This is a genomic window from Pseudomonas sp. NY8896, assembly GCF_039634505.1.
Genome location: NZ_CP132350.1, coordinates 2,466,361 through 2,492,831, shown reverse-complemented (window position 1 = coordinate 2,492,831; position 26,471 = coordinate 2,466,361). Strand labels below are relative to the sequence as shown.

The 26,471-nt window shown below is 60.2% G+C and carries 27 protein-coding genes; 21 read left to right on the top strand and 6 right to left on the bottom strand.

Features of this window, described 5'->3' with window-relative positions; translation table 11 throughout:
- The 15 genes from ccoO (Q9451_RS11230) (at position 1) to Q9451_RS11160 (ending at position 14,080) form a co-directional block, all read left to right on the top strand.
- Positions 1-609: a cytochrome-c oxidase, cbb3-type subunit II gene (gene ccoO / locus Q9451_RS11230; protein ID WP_012273404.1), complete on the top strand. Its 609-nt coding sequence runs from the start codon at positions 1-3 to the stop codon at positions 607-609.
- 5 nt (positions 610-614) lie between these two features.
- A complete protein-coding gene (locus tag Q9451_RS11225) occupies positions 615-809 on the top strand; it encodes a cbb3-type cytochrome c oxidase subunit 3 (protein WP_012273405.1) in 195 nt (64 codons plus the stop codon).
- Positions 806-1,747 carry a cytochrome-c oxidase, cbb3-type subunit III gene (ccoP, locus tag Q9451_RS11220; protein WP_012273406.1) on the top strand — a complete coding sequence of 314 codons (942 nt, stop codon included), beginning with the start codon at positions 806-808 and terminating at the stop codon, positions 1,745-1,747. Before Q9451_RS11225 ends, ccoP (Q9451_RS11220) begins: the two co-directional genes overlap by 4 nt.
- 361 nt (positions 1,748-2,108) lie before the next feature.
- Complete coding sequence (ccoN, locus tag Q9451_RS11215; protein WP_012273407.1) at positions 2,109-3,551, top strand: cytochrome-c oxidase, cbb3-type subunit I; 1,443 nt, start codon at positions 2,109-2,111, stop codon at positions 3,549-3,551.
- Positions 3,551-4,159, top strand: coding sequence for a cytochrome-c oxidase, cbb3-type subunit II (gene ccoO, locus Q9451_RS11210; protein WP_003254286.1), 609 nt, complete (start codon positions 3,551-3,553; stop codon positions 4,157-4,159). Before ccoN ends, ccoO (Q9451_RS11210) begins: the two co-directional genes overlap by 1 nt.
- A 5-nt stretch (positions 4,160-4,164) precedes the next feature.
- Positions 4,165-4,362 (top strand): CcoQ/FixQ family Cbb3-type cytochrome c oxidase assembly chaperone, encoded by a 198-nt coding sequence (locus Q9451_RS11205; protein ID WP_012273408.1) that lies wholly within the window; start codon positions 4,165-4,167, stop codon positions 4,360-4,362.
- Positions 4,359-5,336, top strand: coding sequence for a cytochrome-c oxidase, cbb3-type subunit III (ccoP, locus tag Q9451_RS11200; protein WP_012273409.1), 978 nt, complete (start codon positions 4,359-4,361; stop codon positions 5,334-5,336). The genes Q9451_RS11205 and ccoP (Q9451_RS11200) overlap by 4 nt, the downstream gene beginning before the upstream one ends.
- Positions 5,337-5,593: 257 nt before the next feature.
- Positions 5,594-7,009, top strand: coding sequence for a cytochrome c oxidase accessory protein CcoG (ccoG, locus tag Q9451_RS11195; protein WP_041166552.1), 1,416 nt, complete (start codon positions 5,594-5,596; stop codon positions 7,007-7,009).
- A gap of 15 nt (positions 7,010-7,024) precedes the next feature.
- A complete protein-coding gene (locus Q9451_RS11190) occupies positions 7,025-7,552 on the top strand; it encodes a FixH family protein (protein ID WP_012273411.1) in 528 nt (175 codons plus the stop codon).
- A gap of 170 nt (positions 7,553-7,722) precedes the next feature.
- Positions 7,723-10,197 carry a heavy metal translocating P-type ATPase gene (locus tag Q9451_RS11185; protein WP_012273412.1) on the top strand — a complete coding sequence of 825 codons (2,475 nt, stop codon included), beginning with the start codon at positions 7,723-7,725 and terminating at the stop codon, positions 10,195-10,197.
- The gene (ccoS, locus tag Q9451_RS11180) at positions 10,176-10,391 is read left to right on the top strand and encodes a cbb3-type cytochrome oxidase assembly protein CcoS (RefSeq protein WP_012273413.1); all 216 of its coding nucleotides are present in this window, start codon (positions 10,176-10,178) and stop codon (positions 10,389-10,391) included. Before Q9451_RS11185 ends, ccoS begins: the two co-directional genes overlap by 22 nt.
- Positions 10,384-11,067: a sulfite exporter TauE/SafE family protein gene (locus tag Q9451_RS11175; protein ID WP_012273414.1), complete on the top strand. Its 684-nt coding sequence runs from the start codon at positions 10,384-10,386 to the stop codon at positions 11,065-11,067. Before ccoS ends, Q9451_RS11175 begins: the two co-directional genes overlap by 8 nt.
- 105 nt (positions 11,068-11,172) lie before the next feature.
- Complete coding sequence (gene hemN, locus Q9451_RS11170; RefSeq protein WP_012273415.1) at positions 11,173-12,555, top strand: oxygen-independent coproporphyrinogen III oxidase; 1,383 nt, start codon at positions 11,173-11,175, stop codon at positions 12,553-12,555.
- A 186-nt stretch (positions 12,556-12,741) separates the two neighbouring features.
- Positions 12,742-13,476 carry a Crp/Fnr family transcriptional regulator FnrA gene (fnrA, locus tag Q9451_RS11165; protein WP_012273416.1) on the top strand — a complete coding sequence of 245 codons (735 nt, stop codon included), beginning with the start codon at positions 12,742-12,744 and terminating at the stop codon, positions 13,474-13,476.
- Positions 13,477-13,531: 55 nt separating this feature from the next.
- A complete protein-coding gene (locus Q9451_RS11160) occupies positions 13,532-14,080 on the top strand; it encodes an adenine phosphoribosyltransferase (RefSeq protein ID WP_009683910.1) in 549 nt (182 codons plus the stop codon).
- Positions 14,081-14,207: 127 nt separating this feature from the next.
- On the opposite strand, the gene recR is transcribed toward Q9451_RS11160, so the two are convergent.
- The 3 genes from recR to dnaX form a co-directional block, all read right to left on the bottom strand.
- Complete coding sequence (gene recR / locus Q9451_RS11155; RefSeq protein ID WP_012273417.1) at positions 14,208-14,810, bottom strand: recombination mediator RecR; 603 nt, start codon at positions 14,808-14,810, stop codon at positions 14,208-14,210.
- A gap of 144 nt (positions 14,811-14,954) precedes the next feature.
- The gene (locus Q9451_RS11150; RefSeq protein ID WP_003254305.1) at positions 14,955-15,290 is read right to left on the bottom strand and encodes a YbaB/EbfC family nucleoid-associated protein; all 336 of its coding nucleotides are present in this window, start codon (positions 15,288-15,290) and stop codon (positions 14,955-14,957) included.
- Positions 15,291-15,353: 63 nt separating this feature from the next.
- Positions 15,354-17,417, bottom strand: coding sequence for a DNA polymerase III subunit gamma/tau (gene dnaX, locus Q9451_RS11145; protein ID WP_012273418.1), 2,064 nt, complete (start codon positions 17,415-17,417; stop codon positions 15,354-15,356).
- Between the two features lie 124 nt (positions 17,418-17,541).
- Here dnaX and Q9451_RS11140 point away from each other — a divergent pair, with 124 nt between their 5' ends.
- Entirely contained in the window at positions 17,542-18,306 is a 765-nt protein-coding gene (locus Q9451_RS11140; protein ID WP_012273419.1) for a transporter substrate-binding domain-containing protein, read from the top strand.
- A gap of 97 nt (positions 18,307-18,403) precedes the next feature.
- On the opposite strand, the gene Q9451_RS11135 is transcribed toward Q9451_RS11140, so the two are convergent.
- Complete coding sequence (locus tag Q9451_RS11135) at positions 18,404-18,892, bottom strand: DUF2938 domain-containing protein (RefSeq protein WP_012273420.1); 489 nt, start codon at positions 18,890-18,892, stop codon at positions 18,404-18,406.
- Between the two features lie 82 nt (positions 18,893-18,974).
- On the opposite strand from Q9451_RS11135, the gene Q9451_RS11130 reads away from it, so the two are divergent.
- From Q9451_RS11130 to Q9451_RS11120, 3 genes are all read left to right on the top strand, one after another.
- Positions 18,975-19,394: a helix-turn-helix domain-containing protein gene (locus Q9451_RS11130; protein WP_012273421.1), complete on the top strand. Its 420-nt coding sequence runs from the start codon at positions 18,975-18,977 to the stop codon at positions 19,392-19,394.
- A 272-nt stretch (positions 19,395-19,666) separates the two neighbouring features.
- On the top strand, positions 19,667-20,989 hold the full coding sequence (locus tag Q9451_RS11125) for a site-specific integrase (protein ID WP_060489393.1): 1,323 nt from the start codon (positions 19,667-19,669) through the stop codon (positions 20,987-20,989).
- Between the two features lie 657 nt (positions 20,990-21,646).
- Entirely contained in the window at positions 21,647-22,444 is a 798-nt protein-coding gene (locus Q9451_RS11120) for a hypothetical protein (RefSeq protein WP_054881966.1), read from the top strand.
- Positions 22,445-23,154: 710 nt separating this feature from the next.
- Here Q9451_RS11120 and Q9451_RS11115 read toward each other — a convergent pair.
- Both Q9451_RS11115 and Q9451_RS11110 read right to left on the bottom strand, forming a co-directional pair.
- Positions 23,155-23,811: a zinc ribbon domain-containing protein gene (locus Q9451_RS11115; RefSeq protein WP_060489392.1), complete on the bottom strand. Its 657-nt coding sequence runs from the start codon at positions 23,809-23,811 to the stop codon at positions 23,155-23,157.
- A gap of 241 nt (positions 23,812-24,052) precedes the next feature.
- The gene (locus Q9451_RS11110) at positions 24,053-24,400 is read right to left on the bottom strand and encodes a hypothetical protein (protein ID WP_060489390.1); all 348 of its coding nucleotides are present in this window, start codon (positions 24,398-24,400) and stop codon (positions 24,053-24,055) included.
- Positions 24,401-24,678: 278 nt separating this feature from the next.
- Between Q9451_RS11110 and Q9451_RS11105 the strand changes: the two genes are divergently transcribed.
- Entirely contained in the window at positions 24,679-24,909 is a 231-nt protein-coding gene (locus Q9451_RS11105; RefSeq protein ID WP_054881425.1) for a helix-turn-helix transcriptional regulator, read from the top strand.
- Between the two features lie 675 nt (positions 24,910-25,584).
- Entirely contained in the window at positions 25,585-26,370 is a 786-nt protein-coding gene (locus Q9451_RS11100) for an Abi-alpha family protein (RefSeq protein WP_345960920.1), read from the top strand.
- The last annotated feature ends 101 nt before the right edge of the window (positions 26,371-26,471 follow it).

Sequence of the window (26,471 nt, the reverse complement as noted above, 5' to 3'; positions counted from 1 at the left end):
ATGAAACATGAAGTCATCGAGAAAAACGTCGGCCTGATGGCCCTGCTGATGGTGTTCGCCGTCAGTATCGGCGGCCTGACCCAGATCGTCCCGCTGTTCTTCCAGGACGTCACCAACAAGCCGGTGGAAGGCATGAAGCCCTACACCGCACTGCAGCTGGAAGGCCGCGACATCTACATCCGCGAAGGCTGCGTGGGTTGCCATTCGCAGATGATCCGCCCGTTCCGCGCCGAAACCGAGCGCTACGGCCACTACTCGGTGGCCGGCGAGAGCGTGTGGGACCACCCGTTCCTGTGGGGTTCCAAGCGCACCGGGCCGGACCTGGCCCGGGTCGGCGGCCGCTACTCGGACGATTGGCACCGTGCGCACCTGTACAACCCGCGCAACGTAGTGCCGGAGTCGAAGATGCCGTCGTACCCGTGGCTGGTCGCCCAGCAGGTCGACAACAGCCACACCGACGTCAAGATGCGCACCTTGCGCACCCTGGGCGTGCCGTACACCGACGCCGACATTGCCGGCGCCCGTGACGCAGTCAAGGGCAAGACCGAGATGGACGCGCTGGTCGCCTACCTGCAGGTGCTCGGCACCGCGATCAAGAACAAGAGGTGAGTGCGATGCATATGGACATCGGCATGATCCGCGGCCTGGGTACCCTGGTGGTGATGATCGCCTTCATCGGCCTCTCCCTGTGGGTGTTCAACCGCCGCCGCGACCGTGATTTCGCCGAAGCGCGCCTGCTGCCCTTCGTCGACGACCACCTGCCCCCTGCCGGACAGGAACCTGCTGCAAAAAGGAGTAACGGGCAATGACCACCTTCTGGAGTACGTACATCAGCGTACTGACCATCGGTAGCCTGATTGGCCTGACCTGGCTGCTGCTCGCCACCCGCAAGGGCGAGAGCAAAAACACCACCGACCAAACCATGGGCCACAGCTTCGACGGTATCGAGGAGTACGACAACCCGCTGCCCAAGTGGTGGTTCTGGTTGTTCGTCGGCACCTTGGTGTTCTCGGTCGGTTACCTGATCCTCTACCCCGGCCTGGGCAACTGGAAAGGCATCCTGCCTGGCTATGAAAATGGCTGGACCGGCGTCAACGAATGGCAAAAGGAAATGGACAAGGCTGATGCCAAGTTCGGCCCCATCTTCGCCAAGTACGCCGCCATGCCCGTGGAAGAAGTGGCCAAGGACCCGCAGGCGCTGAAAATGGGCAGCCGCCTGTTTGCCTCCAACTGCTCGGTGTGCCACGGCTCGGACGCCAAAGGTGCCTACGGCTTCCCCAACCTCACCGACAAGGACTGGCGCTGGGGCGGCGAGCCGGAAACCATCAAGGCTTCGATCATGAACGGCCGCCACGGCGTGATGCCGGCCTGGGCTGAAGTGATCGGCGAGCAGGGCGTGGCCGATGTGGCCGCGTTCGTGCTGACCAACCTGGATGGCCGCACCCTGCCAGAAGGGGTCAAGGCCGACGCGGCCAAGGGCAAGGAAATCTTTGCCAGCAACTGCGTGGCCTGCCACGGGCCGGAAGGCAAGGGCACCCCAGCCATGGGCGCACCCGACCTGACCCACCCGCAGGCGTTCATCTACGGCTCGAGCTTTGCCCAGCTGCAGCAGACCGTTCGTTATGGTCGCCAAGGGCAGATGCCGGCGCAGGCCGAGATCCAAGGCAACGACAAGGTGCACCTGCTGGCGGCGTATGTGTATAGCCTGTCGCAGGATGATGCTGCTGAAACCGTGACTGCCAAGTAATACCCTGGGGCCGCTTTGCGGCCCCTTTCCGCTCCACCCCCTCCCTTGCACCCCCTCCGAACACAACTAAGCTTGTTGCCTCAGTGGGCTTCGCGCCGAAAGGACCGAAGCAGACGCGGCGCATAGCCTGTCGCCGTCCCGATAAAAAGCTTGACCGATCGATCAGAAAAAGGTGAAAAACGGTACACATTACAAATATTTATTTGTGTACAATCGTCCGGACCCGATCGCTGCGGGACATCAGTGAACGGGCTCGGACACGGGTCGGCGTACCAAAGTTGCGTTGCGGTAACCTTGCTGGTTATCAATACTGGCGCCGATTTTTCGACCAACAAGAACATCAAAACCGTGGAACCTTAGAATGAGCACAGCAATCAGTCCGACTGCTTATAACTATAAGGTCGTCCGCCAGTTCGCCATCATGACGGTGGTCTGGGGGATCCTTGGCATGGGCCTCGGCGTCTTCATCGCCTCGCAGCTGGTATGGCCGCAACTGAACCTGGACCTGCCCTGGACCAGCTTCGGCCGCCTGCGCCCGCTGCACACCAACCTGGTGATCTTCGCCTTCGGGGGCTGTGCGCTGTTCGGCACCAGCTACTACGTGGTGCAGCGCACCTGCCAGACCCGGCTGATCTCCGACAGCATGGCCGCCTTCACCTTCTGGGGTTGGCAGGCAGTGATCGTCGGCGCGCTGATCACCCTGCCGATGGGCTACACCACCACCAAGGAATACGCCGAGCTCGAATGGCCGCTGGCGATCCTGCTGGCCATCGTCTGGGTAACCTACGGGTTGGTGTTCTTCGGCACCATCGTCAAGCGCAAGACCAAGCACATCTACGTCGGCAACTGGTTCTACGGCGCCTTCATCGTGGTCACCGCGATGCTGCACATCGTCAACCACATCTCGCTGCCGGTGAGCCTGTTCAAGTCGTACTCGGCCTACGCCGGCGCCACCGACGCAATGATCCAGTGGTGGTACGGCCACAACGCCGTGGGCTTCTTCCTCACCACTGGCTTCCTGGGGATGATGTACTACTTCGTGCCCAAGCAGGCCGAGCGGCCGATCTACTCGTATCGCCTGTCGATCGTGCACTTCTGGGCGCTGATCACCCTGTACATCTGGGCAGGCCCCCACCACCTGCACTACACCGCCCTGCCTGACTGGGCGCAGTCGCTGGGCATGGTGATGTCGATCATCCTGCTGGCGCCAAGCTGGGGTGGCATGATCAACGGCATGATGACCCTGTCCGGTGCCTGGCACAAACTGCGCACCGACCCGATCCTGCGCTTCCTGGTGGTTTCGCTGGCGTTCTACGGCATGTCCACCTTCGAAGGCCCGATGATGGCCATCAAGACCGTGAACTCGCTGTCGCACTACACCGACTGGACCATCGGCCACGTCCACGCCGGCGCCCTCGGCTGGGTGGCAATGATCTCGATCGGCGCCGTGTACCACATGATCCCGAAACTCTACGGCCGCGAGCAGATGCACAGCGTCGGCTTGATCAACGCGCACTTCTGGCTGGCCACCATCGGCACCGTGCTGTACATCGCCTCGATGTGGGTCAACGGCATTACCCAAGGCCTGATGTGGCGCGCCATCAACGATGACGGCACCCTCACCTACTCCTTCGTCGAAGCCCTGCAGGCCAGCCACCCTGGCTATATCGTCCGCGCCCTGGGCGGTGCGTTCTTCGCCAGCGGCATGCTGCTGATGGCCTACAACGTGTTCCGTACCGTACGTGCCGCCAACCCGGCACAGGCTGAGGAAGCCGCCAAGATCGTCGTTGTGGGAGCGCACTGATGAAGCATGAAGCCGTCGAGAAGAACATAGGCCTGCTGGCCTTCTTCATGGTCATCGCCGTGAGCGTCGGTGGCCTGACCCAGATCGTCCCGCTGTTTTTCCAGGACGTCACCAACAAGCCGGTCGAGGGCATGAAGCCACGCACTGCGTTGGAGCTGGAAGGCCGCGATATCTACATCCGCGAAGGCTGCGTGGGCTGCCACTCGCAGATGATCCGCCCGTTCCGCGCCGAAACCGAGCGCTACGGCCACTACTCGGTGGCTGGCGAGAGCGTGTGGGACCACCCGTTCCTGTGGGGCTCCAAGCGTACCGGGCCGGACCTGGCCCGTGTCGGTGGCCGCTACTCCGATGACTGGCACCGTGCGCACCTGTACAACCCGCGCAACGTGGTACCGGAATCGAAGATGCCGTCCTACCCGTGGCTGGTCGAGAACAAGCTCGACGGCAAGGACACCGCGAAAAAGATGGAAGTGCTGCGCACACTCGGCACCCCGTACACCGACGCCGACATTGCCGGCGCGCGTGACGCGGTCAAGGGCAAGACCGAAATGGACGCCATCGTCGCGTACCTGCAGGGTCTTGGCACCATCATCAAGAGCAAACGGTGACGCTGATGGATATCGGGATGATTCGCGGCCTGGGCACCGTCGTGGTGATGGTGGCCTTCGTGGGCCTGGCGCTGTGGGTATTCAACCCACGGCGTAAAAAGGACTTCGACGAAGCGACCCAACTGCCCTTCGCGGATGACCCCGAGGCCTGCCGCCACGTCGAGCAAGAGCACGCAAAAGCTTCTGGGAGCAAACAACAATGACAACCTTCTGGAGTCTGTACGTTACCGTCCTGACCCTGGGCACCATCTTCTCGTTGACCTGGCTGCTGCTGTCGACCCGCAAGGGCCAGCGCGAAGAGGTTACCGACGAAACCGTCGGGCATGCCTTCGATGGCATCGAGGAGTACGACAACCCGCTACCCAAATGGTGGTTCTGGCTGTTCGTCGGCACCATCGTCTTCGCCCTCGGCTATCTGGTGCTGTACCCAGGCCTGGGCAACTGGAAAGGCATTCTGCCGGGTTACTCGTACCTGGATAACGACAAGCAGACCGAGTTTTCCAATGGCCAGCCAGGCTGGACCGGCGTGCACGAGTGGGAAAAGGAAATGGCCAAGGCCGACGCCCGTTTCGGGCCGATCTTCGCCAAGTTCGCCGCCATGCCCATCGAGGACGTGGCCAAGGACCCGCAGGCCCTGAAAATGGGCGCGCGCTTGTTCGCCTCGAACTGCTCGGTGTGCCACGGTTCCGACGCCAAGGGTGCCTTCGGCTTCCCCAACCTGACCGATAACGACTGGCGCTGGGGTGGCGAGCCAGACACCATCAAAACCACCATCATGGGCGGCCGCCATGGCGTGATGCCAGCCTGGGCCGAGGTGATCGGCGACCAGGGTGTGGCTGACGTGGCGGCGTTCGTGGTCAGCAAGCTGGATGGCCGCACGCTGCCGGAAGGCGCCAAGGCCGATGCCGAGAACGGGCAAAAGATCTTCGCCGCCAACTGCGTGGCCTGCCACGGGCCGGAAGGCAAAGGTACACCCGCCATGGGCGCGCCGAACCTGACCCACCCGCAAGCGTTCATCTACGGTTCGAGCTTTGCACAGCTGCAGCAGACCATTCGTTATGGTCGCCAAGGGCAGATGCCGGCCCAGGAGCAACTGCAGGGTAATGACAAGGTGCACTTGCTGGCGGCTTATGTTTACAGCCTGTCGCACCAGGCCGAACCGGCCAAGGCTGAGTAAGCAGGCTCGGCCTCTTCGCGGCTGAAGCCGCGAAGAGGCCGGTACAGCCACGCATTTCTTGCAGGCTGATGACCTGGATCAATTGACACCCGCCATAACACGATTCATACCACGAACCCAACGCGACTAAAGGTCGCAGTGCGGCCCCATACTGCCAACAGCGGCGTATCATGGACCGCAGAGCGCTAGCAGATTGCGCGAGACTGCGGCCGGCACGCACTGGCCGCGGCATTTCTCCACTGCCGTGGGACTTGATGATGAGCAAGCAAATTCCGGTACATGATGTAACCCCGCCTGCCAACAAAGGGAAGGATTCCGTCGACCTTTACGCCTCCCGCGAAAAAATCTACACCCGCGCCTTTACCGGCTTGTTCCGTCGCCTGCGCATGGTCGGCGGTGCTGCACTGTTTCTGCTGTACTTCGGCACCGTGTGGCTGAACTGGGGCGGCCACCAGGCCGTGTGGTGGAACCTGCCCGAACGCAAGTTCTACATCTTCGGCGCCACTATCTGGCCGCAGGACTTCATCCTGCTGTCAGGCATCCTGATCGTCGCCGCCTTCGGCCTGTTCTTCGTCACCGTGTACGCAGGCCGCGTCTGGTGCGGCTACACCTGCCCGCAAAGCGTGTGGACGTGGATTTTCATGTGGTGCGAAAAGGTCACCGAGGGCGACCGCAACCAGCGCATGAAGCTCGACAAAGCCCCCATGAGCGGCAACAAGTTCCTGCGCAAGTTCGCCAAGCACAGCCTTTGGCTGCTGATCGGTTTCGTCACCGGCATGACCTTCGTCGGCTACTTCTCGCCCATCCGTGAACTGGTGATCGAGTTCTTCACTGGCCAGGCCGATGGCTGGGCGTATTTCTGGGTCGGTTTCTTCACCCTTGCCACCTACGGCAATGCCGGCTGGCTGCGCGAGCAGGTGTGCGTGTACATGTGCCCCTACGCACGCTTCCAGAGCGTGATGTTCGACAAGGACACGCTGATCGTGTCCTACGACCCGCGCCGTGGTGAAACCCGTGGGCCGCGTAAAAAAGACGCCGACTACAAGGCCCAAGGCCTGGGCGACTGCATCGATTGCACCATGTGCGTACAAGTCTGCCCCACCGGCATCGACATCCGTGATGGCCTGCAGATCGAGTGCATCGGCTGCGCCGCGTGCATCGACGCCTGCGACAGCATCATGGAGAAGATGAATTACCCCAAAGGGCTGATCAGCTATACCACCGAACACAACTTGTCCGGGCAGAAGACTCACATGTTGCGCCCGCGCCTGATTGGTTATGCCGTGGTGCTGCTGGTGATGATCATCGGCCTGGCCACCGCCTTCGCCACCCGTTCGCTGGTTGGTTTCGACGTCAGCAAAGACCGCGTACTGTACCGCGAAAACGCCCAGGGCCGGATCGAGAACGTGTACAGCCTGAAGGTGATGAACAAGGACCAGCGCGACCACGTCTACGTACTGGACGCTGCCGGCCTGCCGGACCTCAAGCTCGAAGGCCAGCGCGAAATCCGCGTGGCCGCTGGTGATATCGTCAGCCTGCCGGTGCAGCTGTCGATCGCCCCCGAGAAGCTGCCCTCGACCACCAACGAAATCACCTTCATCCTCAAGAGCGCCGACGACAGCGACGCCCAGGTTGAAGCCAAGAGCCGCTTCATCGGCCCACAGATCCGCTAAGAGAGATAACGCACAATGCCTGCCGCCACCGCCGCCAGCCCCTGGTACAAGCACCTCTGGCCCTGGATCATCATCGGCATCCTCACCACCTCGGTGTGCCTGAGCCTGACCATGGTCAGCATCGCCGTACGCAATCCGGACAACCTGGTGAACGACAACTACTACGAGGCCGGAAAGGGCATCAACCGTTCACTGGACCGCGAGCTGCTTGCGCAGCAACTGGGACTGAAGGCCAGCGTGCACCTGGACGAGCTGACTGGCGAAGTGGACCTGCGCCTGAGCGGCAACAGTGGCCCGCAAAGCCTGGAGTTGAACCTGATTTCGCCCACCCAGCCGGAGAAAGACCGCAAGGTGCTGCTGAGCCGGGTCGAAGCGGGGCGCTATGTAGGGCAACTGGAAGACAAGGTCGACGGGCGCCGCTTCGTCGAGCTGCTGGGGAGTGAAGGTGGCCAGGTGTGGCGCTTGTTCGAAGAGGAAAAAGTCGAACACGGGGTTACATTGCAACTGGGTGATGAAGCCATCCAAGGCGCCGAGCACCTGTAGGAGCGGCCTTGCCGAAGCGTCGGACCGGTCCGAAAGGGCTGCGCAGCAGCCCCGGCAATCTATGCGACGAAGCTGAAATCGTGGGGCCGCTTCGCGACCCTTTCGCGACACAAGGCCGCTCCTACAGGGGAGCGCGTCAACCGCGCCGATATGTGTAAGGCAATGATGCAATGACCCAGCCCACCCCCTGCTACCACTGCGCCCTGCCCGTCCCGGCCGGCAGCCGCTTTACCGCCGTGGTGCTCGGCGAGCCCCGGGCGTTCTGCTGCCCCGGCTGCCAGGCGGTGGCTGAGTCGATCGTCGCCGGCGGCCTGGAGCACTACTACCAGCACCGCAGTGACAACAGCGCCAACCCCGAGGCCCTGCCCAGGCAGTTGCAGGACGAACTGGCCCTGTACGACCGTAGCGACGTGCAGCAAACCTTCGTCCGTCACCAGGGCGAGCTGGCCGAAACCACCCTACTGATCGAGGGGATCAGCTGTGCTGCCTGTGGCTGGCTGATCGAAAAGCACCTGCGCAACCTGCCCGGCGTCGCCGAGGCGCGCCTGAACCTGTCCAACCACCGTCTGCTGCTGAGCTGGGACGACAAGCAACTGCCGCTCTCGCGCCTGCTCGCCGAGTTGCGCCAGATCGGTTACGCCGCCCACCCCTACCAGCCCGACAAGGCCGCCGAACAGTTGGCCCAAGAGAACCGCAGCGCCCTGCGCCGCCTGGGCGTGGCCGGGCTTTTGTGGTTCCAGGCGATGATGGCAACCATGGCCACCTGGCCGGAATTCAACATCGACCTGTCGCCCGAGCTGCACACCATCCTGCGCTGGGTGGCACTGTTCCTGACCATCCCCATCGTGTTCTACAGCTGCGCACCGTTCTTCAAGGGCGCAGCGCGCGACCTGCGCACCCGTCACCTGACCATGGACGTTTCGGTGTCACTGGCCATTGGCCTGGCGTTCGGTGCCGGCATCTGGACGGCCATCACCGGCAGCGGCGAGCTGTATTTCGACACGGTGGGCATGTTCGCCCTGTTCCTGCTCACTGGCCGCTACTTGGAGCGTCGTGCCCGCGAACGCACGGCTGCGGCCACCGCGCAGCTGGTCAACCTGCTGCCAGCCTCGTGCCTGCGCCTGGACGCCATCGGCCGCAGCGAGCGCATCCTGCTCAGCGAGCTGCACTGCGGTGACACCGTGCAAGTGCTGCCTGGGGCGGTAATCCCCGCCGACGGGCGCATCGTCGAAGGCCGCTCCAGCGTCGACGAATCATTGCTGACTGGCGAATACCTGCCGCAACCGCGCCGGGTTGGCGAACGGGTCACCGGTGGCACGCTGAATGTCGAAAGCACCCTGAACGTGGAAGTCGAAGCCCTCGGCCACGATTCACGGTTGTCTGCCATCGTGCGCCTGCTGGAACGCGCCCAGACCGAAAAACCGCGCCTGGCGGAAATCGCCGACCGCGCCTCGCAGTGGTTCCTGTTGTTCTCGCTGCTGGCCGCCGTGGCCATCGGGCTGTGGTGGTGGCATCTGGACCCGACACGGGCATTCTGGATCGTGCTGGCGATGCTGGTGGCGACCTGCCCTTGTGCGCTGTCCCTGGCCACGCCAACCGCGCTTACCGCAGCCACCGGCACCTTGCACAAGCTCGGCCTGCTGGTAACCCGTGGCCATGTGCTGGAGGGCCTGAACCAGATCGACACAGTCATTTTCGACAAGACCGGCACGCTGACCGAAGGCCGCCTGACCCTGCGCAGCATCCGCCCGCTCGGCAGCCAGGCAGCCGACCGCTGCCTGGCCCTCGCCGCAGCGCTGGAAAACCGCTCCGAACACCCCATCGCCCGTGCCTTCGGCCGCACCACCACACCCGCCGAGGACGTGCAGACAATGCCCGGCCTGGGCCTGGAGGGGCTGGTGGACGGCCAGCGCTTGCGCATTGGCCAAGCCACCTTCGTCTGCGCCCTGAGCGGCGCGGAAATCCCCGCCGTGCCGGAGCCACGCGGCCAGTGGCTGCTGCTGGGCGACCGCCAGGGGCCGCTGGCCTGGTTCGGCCTGGACGACCGCCTGCGCGACGATGCCCCGGCCCTGCTCGCGGCCTGCAAGGCACGTGGCTGGCGAACCCTGCTGTTGTCGGGCGACAGCTCGCCGATGGTTGCCGAAGTGGCCGCGCAACTGGGCATCGACCAGGCCATTGGCGGGCTGCTTCCAGACGACAAGCTGGACCGGCTGAAGGCACTGCAGGCACAAGGGTGCAAGGTGCTGATGCTCGGTGACGGCGTCAACGATGTGCCGGTGCTGGCCGCCGCCGACATCAGCATCGCCATGGGCAGCGCCACCGACCTTGCCAAGACCAGCGCCGATGCCGTGCTGCTGTCCAACCGCCTGCAGGCGCTGGTGCAGGCATTCGACCTGGCCCGCCGCACCCGCCGCAACATCCTCGAGAACCTGCTGTGGGCGACCCTGTATAATGGCCTGATGTTGCCGTTTGCCGCGCTCGGCTGGATCACCCCGGTATGGGCCGCCATCGGCATGTCGGTCAGTTCGCTGATCGTGGTGCTCAACGCCCTGCGCCTGACCCGCATGCCATTGGCGTCGGGCTCATTGCCCCACGAAGCCCCCTTGCCCGGGAGGAAGTCGCCATGCCCGCCCTCTATGTCATGATCCCCGCAGCCCTGCTGCTGGTCGGCGTGGCCGTGTACATCTTCTTCTGGGCGGTGGACAGCGGCCAGTACGACGACCTTGAAAGCCCCGCCCACAGCATCTTGTTCGACGACCAGGACCCTCGCCACCAAGCAGCGGTGAAACCTGACGACACCCCAGCCGACGCCGACAAGGAACCACCACCCCGTGCCTGACCTGCTTCCCCTGCTGGGCTCGGCGCTGGTCCTTGGCCTGCTGGGCGGCGGCCACTGCCTGGGTATGTGCGGCGGCCTGATGGGGGCGCTGACCCTGGCCATACCGCCCGAACAACGAGGCAAGCGCCTGCGCCTGCTGCTGGCCTACAACCTCGGGCGTGTGCTCAGTTATACCAGCGCCGGCCTGTTGCTGGGCCTGGCCGGATGGGCCGTGGCCAGCAGCCCGGCAGCTCTGGGGCTGCGGGTGGTGGCAGCGCTGTTGTTGATTGCCATGGGCCTGTACCTGGCCGGCTGGTGGAGCGGCCTGACCCGCATCGAAGCCCTGGGGCGCGGGCTGTGGCGGCACATCCAGCCGGTGGCGTCACGCTTGTTGCCGGTTTCCAGCGTGCCCCGGGCGTTGCTGCTGGGCGCCCTGTGGGGCTGGCTGCCGTGCGGGTTGGTGTACAGCACACTGCTATGGGCGGCCAGCCAGGGTAATGCCAGCTATAGCGCGGCGTTGATGCTGGCGTTCGGGGTGGGCACCTGGCCGGTGTTGCTGGCAACGGGGCTGGCGGCGGAACGGGTAAACGCGTTGTTGAGGCGGCGCAGCGTGCGGGTGGCTGGCGGGCTGCTGGTGATGCTATTTGGCATCTGGACCCTGCCCGGGCCGCACCAACACTGGCTGATGGGGCATTGACGGGCACCGCTGCGCAGCCCCAATGCCCTTGATACAAATCAACACCGATTACTACTGACGGCCATAGACTCCGGTGCACTGCTGCTCTTTCCGGGGACCGCCCTCATGCTCGACGACCTTCGTTGGGATACCGACCTGATCCGCCGCTACGATCTGGCCGGGCCACGCTACACCTCCTACCCGACCGCCATGCAACTGCACAGCGAAGTGGGCTCGTTCGACCTGCTCCACGCCCTGCGCGAGAGCCGTCGGGCCGTGCGTCCGCTGTCGCTGTACGTGCACGTGCCGTTCTGCGCCAACATCTGCTACTACTGCGCCTGCAACAAGGTCATCACCAAGGACCGTGCCCGTGCCGCGCCGTACCTGCAGCGCCTGGAGCAGGAGATCCAGTTGATCGCTTGCCACCTGGGGCCCAAGCAGCGTGTTGAGCAGTTGCATTTCGGCGGCGGCACGCCGACCTTCCTCAGCCACGTGGAACTGCGCCAGCTGATGGCAACCTTGCGCCAACACTTCCACTTGCTGGACGACGACTCCGGCGACTATGGCATCGAGATCGACCCGCGGGAGGCCGATTGGTCGACCATGGGCCTGCTCCGCGAGCTGGGCTTCAACCGCGTCAGCCTGGGCGTGCAGGACCTCGACCCGGCCGTGCAGCGCGCAGTCAACCGCCTGCAGAGCCTGGAACAAACCCGTACACTGATCGAGGCTGCGCGCACCCTGCAGTTCCGTTCGGTCAACCTGGACTTGATCTACGGCCTGCCCAAGCAAACCCCGGAAGGTTTTGCGCGCACCGTCGAAGAAGTGATCCGCCTGCAGCCCGACCGCCTGTCGGTGTTCAACTACGCCCACCTGCCCGAGCGTTTCATGCCCCAGCGGCGCATCGACAACAACGATCTGCCCAGCCCGGCTGCCAAGCTGGAGATGCTGCACGCCACCATCGACCAGTTGACCGCCGCTGGCTATCGCTACATCGGCATGGATCACTTCGCCCTGCCGGATGACGAACTGGCCATCGCCCAGGAAGAAGGCACCCTGCAGCGCAACTTCCAGGGCTACACCACTCACGGGCACTGCGACCTGATCGGCCTGGGCGTGTCGGCGATCAGCCAGATCGGCGAGCTGTACTGCCAGAACAGCAGCGACCTCAACACCTATCAGGACAGCCTGTCCAACGCCCAGCTGGCCACCCAGCGTGGCTTGCTGTGCAACCACGACGACCGCATTCGCCGGGCGGTGATCCAACAACTGATCTGCCATTTCGAGCTGGATTTCGAACCGATCGAACAGGCCTTCACTATCGATTTTCGCGGCTACTTCAACGACCTCTGGCCAGAGCTGCTGACCTTGCAGCGCGATGGCCTGATCAGCCTGGACAGCCAGGGCATTCGCATCCTGCCGGCTGGCCGCCTGCTGGCGCGCTCGGTATGCATGGTGTTCGATGCCTATCTGGCGATGCAAAACCGCCAACGTTTCTCGCGGGTGATCTGAAAACCGAGGCGTTCGACCGCATGGACAACTGCCCTTGCCAGGCACACTATGGGCGTACAAGGACTCCCGGCAGGCGACCTGTCGGGGTTTCGCCAGCGCGCACCATCATCGCGCACACTGGCCTACACCCTGCGTCGTGGGTTACCCTTACGACTTATGTGTGCTTTCCCACAAGGATCGATTCAAATGTCCGAGCCAGTCAAACTGCGCCCACACAACCAGGCCCATTGCAAGGATTGCAGCCTGGCCCCCCTGTGCCTGCCTCTTTCCCTGAACCTGGAAGACATGGACGCACTGGATGAAATCGTCAAACGCGGCCGCCCACTGAAGAAAGGCGAGTTCCTGTTCCGCCAGGGTGACAATTTCGGCTCGGTCTACGCAGTACGTTCCGGCGCCCTGAAAACCTTCAGCCTCAGCGACAGCGGCGAAGAGCAGATCACCGGCTTCCACCTGCCCAGCGAACTGGTCGGCCTGTCGGGCATGGACACCGAGGCCTACCCGGTATCGGCCCAGGCCCAGGAAACAACCTCGGTGTGCGAAATCCCGTTCGAGCGGCTTGACGAGCTTTCGGTGCAACTGCCACAGCTACGTCGCCAGCTGATGCGGGTGATGAGCCGGGAAATCCGCGACGACCAGCAGATGATGCTGTTGCTGTCGAAAAAAACCGCCGACGAGCGTATCGCCACCTTCCTGGTCAACCTGTCGGCACGCTTCCGCGCCCGTGGCTATTCGGCCAATCAGTTCCGCCTGAGCATGTCGCGCAACGAAATCGGCAACTACCTGGGCCTGGCGGTAGAAACCGTGTCGCGGGTGTTCACCCGCTTCCAGCAAAACGGCCTGCTGCGCGCCGAAGGCAAGGAAGTGCATATCCTCGACCCGATCCAGCTGTGCGCGCTGGCCGGCGGTGCAATCGAGGCCTGATGTGGGCGTTTAGCGGGTATACTTGGGCATTCGTTTTCCCAGGATACCCGCAACAATGCACAGCGACGCCTTCGACCTCAAAGCCCTGATCCGCCCGGTAGTGGACTTCCCCAAACCGGGTGTGATCTTCCGCGACATCACCCCGCTGTTCCAATCGCCACGCGGGCTTCGCTATGTGGCCGACCAGTTCATCGAGCGCTATGTCGAGGCTGAGTTCAGCCACATTGGTGCCATGGACGCGCGTGGTTTCCTGATCGGTTCGATCATCGCCCACCAGTTGAACAAGCCCCTGATCCTGTTCCGCAAGCAGGGCAAGCTGCCGGCTGACGTGCTGAGCGAGGGTTACCAGACCGAATATGGCGAAGCCTTCCTGGAAGTGCATGCCGACAGCCTGTGCGAAGGCGATTCGGTGCTGATCTTCGATGACCTGATTGCGACTGGCGGCACACTGCTGGCAGCAGCCAACCTGGTGCGCCGTACTGGGGCGCAGGTGTTCGAGGCGGCGGCGATCATTGACTTGCCGGAGCTGGACGGGTCGCGTCGGCTGCAGGCGGCGGGTGTGCCGACCTTCTGCCTGACCGAGTTTTCGCTCAGCGAGTATTAAGCATTCAGGGGCAACGCTGAACCTGTGGGAGCGGGTTTACCCGCGAAGAACCCAACGCGGTATATGGCACCGGCTGCGCCGGTGTTCGCGGGTAAACCCGCTCCCACAGGGCCCCAGTAATTCTGAATCAGAGCGAAATAGGCCGGCGCCCTGCAATGGCATGGGCCAAGGTCCCGCCATCCACCAGCTCAAGCTCGCCGCCCAGCGGCACACCATGGGCAATCCGCGTTGCCGCCAACCCCTTCTCGCTCAACAACTGCGCAATGTAATGCGCCGTCGCCTCGCCCTCCACCGTCGGGTTGGTCGCCAGGATCACCTCGGTAAAGGTGCCCTGCTCCTCGATGCGGGCCATCAGTTGCGGAATGCCGATCGCCTCCGGCCCCAAGCCGTCCAGCGGCGACAGGTGGCCCTTGAGTACGAAGTAACGGCCACGGTAGCCCGTCTGTTCCACCGCATACACATCGGTCGGCCCCTCGACCACGCACAACTGGGTATCGTCACGGCGCGTGTCGGCGCATTGCGGGCACAGCTCCTGCTCGGTCAGGGTGCGGCACTGGCGGCAATGGCCTACCCCCTCCATGGCCTGGGTCAGCGCCTGGGCCAGGCGCAGGCCGCCGCTGCGGTCTCGCTCGAGCAACTGCAAGGCCATGCGCTGGGCGGTTTTCTGGCCGACACCTGGGAGGATGCGCAAACCATCGATCAGTTGGCGAATGAGGGGGCTGAAGCTCATGGGAAAGGCCTGACAATTCAATAAGAGGCGGTTTATACCCAGCGGGGGGCAGTGACGTCAAATCAGTAGACCGCGCCAGGGCTGAAACCGCTGCAAAAAAAACCGCCACTGGTGTCAGTGGCGGTTTTGGGTATCGCAATGCCCTTAGAACGGCATCTTGAAGCCTGGCGGCAGTTGCATGCCGGCGGTCATGCCGCCCATCTTCTCCTGGCTGCTTTGCTCGACCTTGCGCACGGCGTCGTTCAACGCAGCGGCAATCAGGTCTTCCAGCACTTCCTTGTCGTCTTCATCAGTCGACATCAGGCTCTGGTCGATGCTGACGCGCTTGACGTCGTGACGACCGGTCATCACCACGCTCACCAGACCGCCACCGGACTGGCCGGTGACTTCGGCGTTGGCCAGCTCTTCCTGCATCTTCTGCATCTTTTCCTGCATCTGCTGGGCCTGCTTCATCAGGCCGGCCATGCCACCTTTCATCATGGGGTATACCTCGATTGGGTCATGTGATGCGGCCTGGCATCGGGCCGGCCGCATGGTTATCCGTTACTGGCCCTGATCGACCAGGGCTTCTACAGGCTCAATAGTATCCTGCCGTACCTTGGCGCCGAACAACTTGATCATCTGCTGGATCAACGGATCCTGCTCGATCGAAGTGACCGCGTCCTGCTGGCGCTCGGCACGCTTGCGCGCTGCGGCCTGGGCCGGGGTTTCCTGCTCGGGCAGGATCAGCTCGATGCGCAGGTTAAGCGTACGCCCCAGGTGCTGGTTAAGCGCCTCGTTCAAGCGCCGCTGCTGGGTTGCATTGAACAGCGCGCCCTGGCCCGGGTCCAGGTGCAGCAGCCAATCGTCACCCTCGGCGGCAATCAGCGTACAGTTTGCCGCGATGTTGCCTGTCATACCGGACACAGGCAACTGTGGGAATAATTCCAGCCATTGCAGGGCCAGGCCCGTGGCCGGCTTGGCTGCTGGCAGCGGTTGAGCTACAGGCTTGGGCGCTTCTTCCTGAACGTGCTCGGCCAGTTCGTCCAGGTAGCTGAAACCGACTGGGTCGCTTTCGCCGCCGTAGTAGTCTTCATCCAGCGGCGGCTCATCGTCGCGATCCATGCCCACGGCAGCATAGGCAGACGGATCGAAAGGCGGCTCGTCGAGTACCGGGGCAGCCTTCGGGGACGCCGCCGGGGCAACCGGTTCAGGCACAGGTGCAGGTGCAGCCGCTACCGGAGCAGGTGCGGCTGCCGGTTCTTCCCATGGCAGGTCGACCACCTCGGCAACAGGCTCGGGCACGGAAATGGCCTCGATCTCGGCCTTCAGCTCAACGTCTGGCTCGACCTCCGGCTCATGGTCGGCTGTCGCCGGTGCAGGCACTTCCACCTGCGTCGCGGCTACCGCAGGCTCAGGCGGCACGAACGCGACAGGCGGTGTGGGCTCGGCCGGCGCCAAGGCTGCCACCGGCGCTGCGGGATCAGCTGTGGCCTGGCTGATCCCCACTGGCTTTAGCACCGGTTTCGGTGCGTCGTCCGTATCGGCCGGGCGGAACGCCAGCATACGCAGCAGGACCATTTCGAACCCACCACGCGGGTCCGGCGCCAACGGCAGATCGCGGCGGCCGATCAGGCCCATCTGGTAATAGAATTGCACGTCTTCGGCCGGCAGCGCCGAAGCCAGCGCCAGTACACGCTCACGATCGCCCTGGCCGTTGTCCACCGCTTCCGGCAGCGCCTGGGCGATGGCCACACGGTGCAGCACATTGAGCATTTCGGCCAGCACGCCCGACCAGTCCGGCCCCTGCTCGGCCAGGTTGCGCACGGCCTCCAGCAACGCCCTGGCGTCACCTTCAAGCAGCGCCTGCAGCACACCATAGACCTGGCCATGGTCGAGGCTGCCCAACATGGCGCGTACATCGGCAGCCAGCACCTTGCCTTCGCCAAAGGCGATGGCCTGATCGGTCAAGCTCATGGCGTCACGCATTGAGCCATCAGCCGCACGGCCCAGCAGCCACAGGGCATCCGGCTCGAACGGTACGTTTTCGGCGGACAGCACGTGGCTCAGGTGCTCGACCACCCGCTCCGGGCTCATGTTCTTCAACGAGAACTGCAGGCAGCGCGACAGGATGGTGGCCGGCAGCTTCTGCGGGTCGGTGGTGGCAAGGATGAACTTGACGTAGGGCGGCGGCTCTTCCAGCGTTTTGAGCAAGGCGTTGAACGAGTGGGTCGAGAGCATGTGCACTTCGTCGATCAAGTAGACCTTGAAGCGCCCACGGCTGGGGGCGTACTGCACGTTATCGAGCAGTTCACGGGTGTCCTCGACCTTGGTGCGGCTGGCGGCGTCGATCTCGATCAGGTCGACAAAACGGCCTTCGTCGATCTCCCTGCACACCGAACAGGTGCCGCACGGGGTGGAGGTAATGCCGGTTTCGCAGTTCAGGCACTTGGCGATGATACGGGCGATGGTGGTCTTGCCCACGCCCCGGGTACCGGTAAACAGGTAGGCGTGGTGCAGGCGCTGGTTGTCCAAGGCATTGATCAAGGCCTTCAGCACATGGGCCTGGCCGACCATTTCGCGGAACGAGCGCGGACGCCATTTACGTGCAAGAACCTGATAACTCATCGAAAAACCATCGTAGCCTGATAGAGCGGAAGATCGCTAATGCTAGCGGAGCGGGGGCAAAATTGCACCCTGCGCGAGTCGTCTAAGCTTGGAAGCAGGCGCGTTGTTCAAGGAGGATACGCCTTTGCCAATATTGCTGGCCCTTCTGCTGCTCTGGTCTGCCCACTGCCTGGCTGAACAGCCGGTGCTGCGCTTCTCTGTCGCGGAGAGCTGGAGCATGCCGCTGGTGCGCATCGAAGCTGACCAGCCCGTGGAAGGCCTGGTGTACGACCTGATAGAGGCGCTGGCCAAGGAAGTGGGCGTACGCCCCCAATACCACGTGATGGCTCGCCTGCGCCTGCAGGAGGCCATGAACAGCGGTGATATCGATGTGCGCTGCTATGTCAGCACCCAGTGGTTCAATGATCGCCCAGGGGATTTTGTCTGGAGCATCCCGCTGATTCACCAGCGCGACCTGCTGGTGGGGCGCGTTGGCGATAGCTCCCCGATGCCCGCGGAGCAATTGCCTGCCCAGGCTATCGGCACGGTGCTGGGTTACACCTACTCGACCTTGCAACCTCTGCTGGATCAAGGCCGACTGCACCGCGAAGACAGCCGCAGCCAGTTGCTGGTGCTGCAGAAGCTGCAGGCTGGGCGCTATCGGCATGCGGTGAGCAACCAACTGTCGTTGCAGTGGTTCAACCAGGGTTTGCCAGCCGACCAACGATTGCAGGGATTGGCGGTGCTGGAAGAGCAGGACCTCGGGTGCATGGTGCGCAATGATCCCGCAGTGCCGACACAAGGGTTGTTGCGGGCGTTGGTAAGGATGAAGCAGTCGGGGGAGATCGAGCGGATTTTGCAGCGCTATGGCGGGATGGGGCCTTGGGATGCTCCGGCGCCCCACCCTTGATCTCGGTTGTGCTGACAGGTGTGAAGGCGCAGGCGATACTGGCCCGGGAAGATGTAGGAGCGAGCTTGCAAGGTGGCTCCGACCAAATTGATCACACTCACACCAAAGCCAGCAAACCCGCACTCAAGAACAACCCCACTCCAAACACAAAATGCGTAGCCAAGCTCTTCAAGCAGTTGCGCGCAGGCGTCGGCGTTCTGGACGCGAAGAAACCCGCCCCCATCACCGGCTGCATGAAGCACAGCGGCGCCACGACCGTGCCTACGCCAACAACTACCGCAGGGAGCAAAGTAGGCGCCAGCAACCAGCTCTCCCCTACGATCACAACCAGCAGCATCGCGAACAGCACGCCGATCGCATAATGAATCACCCACCCCCACACCAGCTCATTGCGCACCGGCTCTGCTTTGGCAATCGCCTGGTGCGACACACGGCCGTCAAACAGATGCCCCGCCCAACGCCCGACCATGGCGAAGTTCAATGTGGCGACACCCAGCCGCCTCAGCAGCAACCCCCACAGGTCCATCACGATGGTGGCACCGATGCCAATCGGCAAGGCAGCTAGAAACATCGCAGTAAACGTCATTGAACAAGCCCTCGAAGATTGACGGTCATCACCATGCCGCGCAGCATAGAAGTTGAAGTCAACTTCAAGTCAAGGGCCAAAAATGGACATTGCCGACGTTGCCAAACGCACAGGCGTACCTGCATCGACACTGCGTTACTACGAGAAGAAAGGTTTGCTCAAGTCCCTGGCCGGGCGCAGCCAGCGGCGGCAGTTTGCTGCCGACGTGGCAGACAGGCTGGCACTGATCGCCCTAGGGCAAGCGGCGGGATTTTCGCTGGATGAAGTAGGCGTCATGCTGGTGGACTTGCAGGTCGACCGGCAGATGCTGCTGGCCAAGGCAGACGAAATTGATGCGCGGATCAGGCGGCTGCAGGCCATGAGCAAAGGATTGCGGCATGCCGCGCAGTGCCCGGAGGAAGATCATCTGGCATGCCCGAAATTTCAGCGGCTGATGAAACTGTCGGCTACGGGAGCATTGGGAATGAAGCAGGGAAGAACGAAGGCGTTCGCGGCAAATTGAGGTTTTTCACCCCCAGAAATGGAGGCGGCCCCACCAGCCACACCCCGGCACTCGATGTTCCCGCTATGGCTGCTCCCTTCCGGGCCTGACCAGGTAGCATGCAAGCATGCTCGATAATCAATGCGGGCCTTATGGGGCAAGGGTTTCAGGCTGATGAGGTAGCATGCCATCTACTCGTGCAGCTAGTCAGCACGGGCACTCAAGACTCGGGGTGTGACCAGAATTGTTCCACTCAATTGGTCCACTTTACTGGTCCACTCTGGTGTTCATTCATGGCCTACATCGTCCGCCGCCAGTCCGTTTACTACCTCAACCTTCGACTACCGAAGCATCTGTTCCCCAACCGCCATACCCTTCGGATTTCCCTGCGAGTACGAGAGCGGCAGGTTGCTCTGTTTCTCGCAACATCGTTAGTGGAGCAAGTGAGCAAGCACCTATGCGAACACCCCCTGACGCCCCCTGAGATGCTCCGTGAGCTCTGCATGCAGTTGCGTGACTCGTCCCCCATGCCAGTCATTCACACTGCTCTACAGCACGCTTCGGGCCCCACAGCGAAGCAAACAAGTAGCAGCCCTGCCCTGGCAACCCTTTCCAAGCTTTATATTGCAGAAGGCAAACGCGGTGGCACATGGCGGCAAGGCAGTATCGACGATGTAGAACGCGCCCTAGCTGACCTTTTCGAGCTGATGGGTGACATGCCAGCGGCAGCCTTTGATGCCCATCAAGCACGCTTATTGAAAGAGCGACTCAGCCGCTGCCCCCAGTACTTTGGCTTACGCCCAGAGTTCAAGGGCAAAACGCTGAGGCAGGTGGTCGAGTCGGGCAGCACCTACAAGACCATCACCGCCGTGACGGTGAACAACCGGCTACGCAAGCTCACTGCCTTCCTGAACTGGTGCAAGGCCAACGGGTATGTCGCTGAGAACCCTTTGGCTGGGATGAAGGTCATGACGGGCTCAGCAAAGGAAGCACGCCTGTCATTTGACCGCCATGATCTGACTGCACTGCTGAGCCATGAGGCGCTATGGAAGGAAGCACGCAAGCACCCGTGGCGTTACTGGTTGCCTCTAATGGGACGAGTTACTGGGGCGCGACTGGAAGAGCTGTGCCAATTGCGGGTTGATGATTTCACTGAGCAACAGGGGATTCAGTGCATCCGCATTGATGACAGCCGTGAAGGGCAGAACCTGAAAAACGCCAGCAGTCGTCGCTTGCTACCTCTGCACTCAGCCCTTTTAGACATGGGATTGCTTCAGTACGTTGAATCAGTCAAAGCTAGCGGCGCTGATCGAGTATTCCCTGAGTTGGAAGCCGTTCGAGGGAAGCTGGGCCATGCCCCATCGAAGTGGTTCGGTCGATATAAGACAAAGCTAGGTATCACCGATCCCCGCAAGACCTTTCACAGCTTCCGCCATACGCTCATTGACGACTTACGTGACGCCGGGGTGCAGGACTCCCTGATCAAGCGTATTGCTGGCCACGAGGATGCAGCCGTTACGTTCAGTGTCTATGGCAGCCGTACGCCTCTGAAGGCGATGCTGGAGGCGCTGCTTACAATACCGATGACAGCAACGGCTTGCAGACCTCGTTGGTAGTCGATACTACGACGTGAGGCCAAGCATCAAGCGATGACTGTTCTGGGCAACCTACAACGCAGGGTGTCCAGATACGTCGTTGGCCATGAGTAGCCCTGAGATTGCAGAGGTAGCTGGCAAGCTCCACACGAACGACATGCGGGACACTCCAAGATTGGTAGGGATATGAACGAAGGAGGCGACCGGCTGTAGTGCTCCACTGCGAGCCAGCGTCACCGACCGATAGCGCGACTGGAAGCGCAAGTCGCCAAACCGTTCAGGGGCGTGAATGACCCCTGCACCGCCTGGGCTTCAGCAACGAAATGATTGGCAGCCACGCAAATAGCATCACAGCCCCATAGCGAACTTACAACCAGGCTTACATAGCTTGCTTAGTTGCAGCATGATCCATGCTGCAATATACATCACGGTAGGCGCCCTAAACTTAGCAACCAACTTATCGCTTGACTTACCAAAACAAATCTGTATCATCCCCACCCTGTCAGAGCCACTGACATCCGCAACACCTCCCCTACTAGATCACTATCTCGCTTGTTCAAGCCAATAGGCCACTGAGCAGAGCGGGTTTCGTGCTGCCTGCTATTAGGCCAATCGTTTCCTATGCCGCCAGGAAGATCGGAGGTTTGCACCTGCACACAATTAAATCAAGGAAGAACCATGAGTACAATTAACACGACTCCAACAACTCCCGCCGAGCACCGAGTTATCGAACTTCGCAATGAAGGAATGGCTTACGACAAGATCAAAGATGAGACAGGCGTACCCGAGCGACGAATCAAGGCATTAACGAAGGGAATTGTGAAGCCTAAGAAGACATTGCAAAGAGCACCAAAGATACTCAAACCGTTTGATAGAACCTTCGAAAGAGTGTATCCGCTGGCTTGCCGCACCAACGGCATTAGGGACTACGAACTACGCGACATCCTACACCAGGAATACCGTAGCACGTGGGACTGCTCAAATGGCTACTACGAGAGCAATTACACTCAAGACACCATCAAACGCATTAAAGCGAAAGCACGAGAGCGGGCACTCGAGGAAGGCAGCAACGTAATCTTCATAGCAGACTGGATTGATGAATGCTCTCCCCGCGCAAGCTTTAACTTTATGGTCAGTGCCGCATCGGACCTTAATAGCCGGATTGAAGAGTATGTAGCCGAATACATGGCAGTTCATGGAAGCAGACAAGGGGATGACAGCGATGACGGAGTGGTAGCTCGCATCAAGCAACGTTACGCAACATTACGATTTCTCTGGAAGCTGGCGGTGCCTGATTACGGCAAGGAGCCCATCCAAAAACTATTGAATAGATCAACAAAGTTAGTAGGTGAGCTTGAAGGCAACCCTGACGTGGAATTCTCGTGGCACGGTGAGATTGAGAAACCAGACTACTATCCTGAGCCGTCTGGACGTGATCACTTCCTTGACTTCGTTGAGGCCCAGGAATGGATCTAGTTTCTCCAACCCGAAGCTTCTAGAGTCGAGATCCATTCCTATTTGTCTGGAAGTCGTAAACCGCGCCTACCATACTATATGACACGGCAATTCCAGACACGACAGAATTTGACCATTAATAAATTACATCATGGCGTCTACGCCATGGCAGGACAGACCGTGCCTGAAGCACGATTAACACCTCTATGCAGCAGAGAAGGGGGGCAAGCAAGCCCCTTGCTCTTGATCTTGCTCTACTCCTTTAAAAGTTATTACTGCGTGACGGGCCGTCACCGTATATCTGCAAGGTTAAGATCAAAAGCTCCGGGGGCTTTCCGCCCTGCCCCCAGCTACAAACATGCCGTGAGGCAAGATATCAACTCTATCACCAGAAGGAGAGGAAGGGGCTGTGCTGCCCCTCTTCGCTTTAGCTCTTGATCCTAATTATGCCCAGCGGCATAGGTGTATTAGCACGTGACGGTGCGTCACAGGTTAGTGAGAGAGCTGAACCAAAGGTATATTGGGCTGTTGCTCCCCTGCCCACTAAAGGAACCAAGCCTACAGGCGCAGGTTAACTCTTCAATCAGGGGTGGAGTGGAGCAGCACCACCCTGCTCTTCTTCTGGCTTTCACTCAAAGTAATCCGCCGTGACGGCTACGTCACCACATATAAAGCAGCAGTAATCCCATATAGCTTTGTGGGGCTTGTGCTCTGCCCCACTCCCTAGCAAACTACAGAGCTGAAGCACTCTCTAAGGCGCCACCTTGAAGGCCAAGATCACCTGCAAGCGAGTGAAGAGCATTAGAAGCCAGGGCTTCAGTAGTATAAGGGCCTACCCGTATATACTTAGAAGTCTCTGATGGCACTTCATAACCACTGCTTCGAACCTTATCAGTTATCTCTCTGCACTCCTTATTAGAAGCGAAGGGCAAGGTTACAAACCATTGCTCTTTACTAACAGTATTTGAATCCCCTTGAGCCAGAGGCTCTACCTCTGAACCACAATGCTTACACTTCTTGGCTTGGGCCTTGATCAGCTCCGCACAATAGGGGCAATCTCTCTGGCCGCTGATAGTTACAACTGCCTGGCCTGTAGTCTGATCTGCTTCTACGTGTACTTCTTGCCAACCCCTGCGGAGGTAGGAGTTTACAATCATCTTGTTTATGGTTGCTGCATAAGCGATGGTTGCGATAGGTAGAGCAAAGACGATTCCATACCCTCCAGTTGCTAACGAGAAGCCTCCCACCACAAGCAGCCATAGGAAGAAGTGCCCCCAGAGGCCCTTAAATGCAAGGTAGATGGGACCAAGCAGTATTACCAGTCCAGCAGCTTCCCCGCTCACTTCTTCAACGTGTCCATTCGCAGGGTTGCGGAAGGTCCTTGCCATAACAATATCCTTTAGGTTCTGAAAGTGTTCACTGCCCGAGTGGGCATAGATGTATATCTCTGCTACGCATCCGCCCTACCCTTGCTTAAACAGAATTTGGTCTGAAGCTGGGCAGAGGGTACTGACGATAATCAGCCAGGTAACCAGCCGATGGAGTTGGTATGATCTGCCCTGGCTGCCATGCTTCAACATGAAGAACAGCCAAGACAGACCAACATAAGATGACCAGAGTTTACACGTATTACTCAGGCTTCTCTGTCGTTACGAGCTCCGGGCTTACCACACAAGTGAACAAACCACCTCGCTCAGGGCTAAGCTCTACAGAGCTAATCGCTCCTAACGCAGTAAGGTCAGCAATTGCTTTCCCGAGTTCCTTTAACGTGATCTTACAATGGTCTGCCAGTGCTGCCTGTGGGATCTGTACAATGCCATTACTGCCAACAACAGACATCAGAGTCAGCATGACCGACACATTTTGAGGATTTACTAGGCTTAGGTTGCCCAGTTCCGCAAAAGTGGTTTGGTTAACGTACAGCTTGTCCTGATCACCATCAGAGGCGGCGCGGGTTGGAACGTGTTGGTCACTCATCAGTATTCTCCAGCGAGAGGTAGGTTCGGTCTGTGGCCTTACGTCTTACGGTCTTACTGGGTTTCTTACTGATTGACTTACCAGGGGACTTACAGCTCACGCCTCACGCGAGCTACAGGGCAAAGCTAACAACCAAGCCAGCTCGTGCCTACCTTGGCAGAGAGACATAGGTCTAGCCTTCACCCTTGACACCAATCCTCAGAGGCTGAGGTCGATCAGCATCTCGATGTCACGATTAGTGTGTGTCCGATTAGATCACATCTCTGGACCATTGGGGAATGCCTGCACCCCCTCCGTCTCCAGCGCTTCAGCACCAGTTCGGCACCCGAGTCAGGGAGCTGCGTGTGTCTATGGGCATGAGTCAGGAAGCATTTGCTGATCGGTGTGGCTTCGCCAGGACGTATATGTCTCGCATCGAGACAGGGGGCGCAAACCCCTCCATTAACGCGATCAAGGTGCTGGCCGATGCCCTGGGCGTCAGCATCTCTGCTCTCTTCGAAGGCATGTGAGCTCCCAAGCCACTACACGCCAACGCTTTATCTAATAGGTTGCTAATCGCCAACTAGCCCTATGCGTGCGTCTCTGACAGCTAGCCTTACCTCTACCCCCTATGAATGCTGGGATTGATACGAGCGGAGTCAAGCAGACAGCCCTTCTGAGGCATTAACCTTATAGCCAGCATGGAATTAGATGTTGCTCAGCATTCCACTGGCCCAGCGAAGGATCCTAGAGGGCACTATCTATGCAGTCAGCAGGGTAGCTGGGCTGCTGCAATGATCGGAGAGCAGGGAGGCAAGCGCCATGTCAGAAGAAGAAGTGTGCATCACCACAGTGGTAACACGCCTCTGGGGTAATCAAATGGCCATGTGCGAGGCCCTTCATGCCCTAGCGCTCTTGCTTAGGGAGACCGGGCACCCCGATCAGGCTGTACGGGTAATGCAGCTATCCAAGAGGCTTCTGGACTCAAGCTACGAGATCCAACCGGCAATCGGGGCTCTAACGGAGATGTCAGGTAGAAGGTTTCAGCCTGCCAATGATGAAGACGCTAATCTCTGACACTTATGAGAGCAAGACAAACTCTGCAAAGAGTCAAGTGCGTTCATGCACTCTTTGAATGCTATGGTAATCTCTCTCTGACCGCTCCATACTACGTTATCGCACCCAGACCTAAACGAGAGTTTTACATGGCCCTATTACCAGATGTAGAAGTTAAGCTGGATCTAACACCAGCCTTGCAGAGCACCTATCAAGATGCAGCTTCGCCGCTACTTCAGGAAGTTGGTAAGCTAGGGGCGGATGCTATCCGCATGGTTCGACTTGCACTATTTCCAGTACAGCTTGCTTCACATTATCAAAAGCGACTTGAGAATTACCTAAGCCAGGCACTACAGCGCGTTCCGGAACAGGAGAGAGTCAAGCCTGTAGAGTCACTGGTCTTACAGGTATCTGAGAGGCTGCGCTTTCAGGAAGAAGACTCTTTGTTAACAGAGATGTACTTAGAGCTTCTTGCATGTGCATTTGACAAGCGCCGCTGCGGTCAAGCTCACCCTGCATTCACTGGGTTGATATCGCAGCTTAGTCCGGACGAAGCAATCCTGCTCAATCATATAGCCGGACCCTTAGCTAGAATTTACATCGGCAAGGAACCGCTATCATGGACCGAACACTCGCGCGACATAAAAGCGCATCTAACCGCCAACTCACTTGAACCAGGAGAGTTAGACTGGGATCGCTTCATAGCTCCTGAGATTCTTTCGCAGCCAGCTTACTTGCAGCTTTACATACAACACCTACAGACACTCGGACTGATTGAGTATACTAATGAGCAACAACACGCACTCGCTTTATGCTTCAGTGTATTAAATGGACAACCAGCCTGGGCAGTAAAGCTGAGTGAATTCGGTAGCTTATTCCATGCCGCTTGCACACAAGGGCCGACAATCAAGGCGACCACGGCAGACAGGATTTAAACTTTGGGACAGAACGCTAGCCTGCCCCAATACTGAATTTAGCTCATGGCGCAGAAGCGTAAGCCTCCCTCCCAATGATCCCTGACCAGTAGTATGAATGC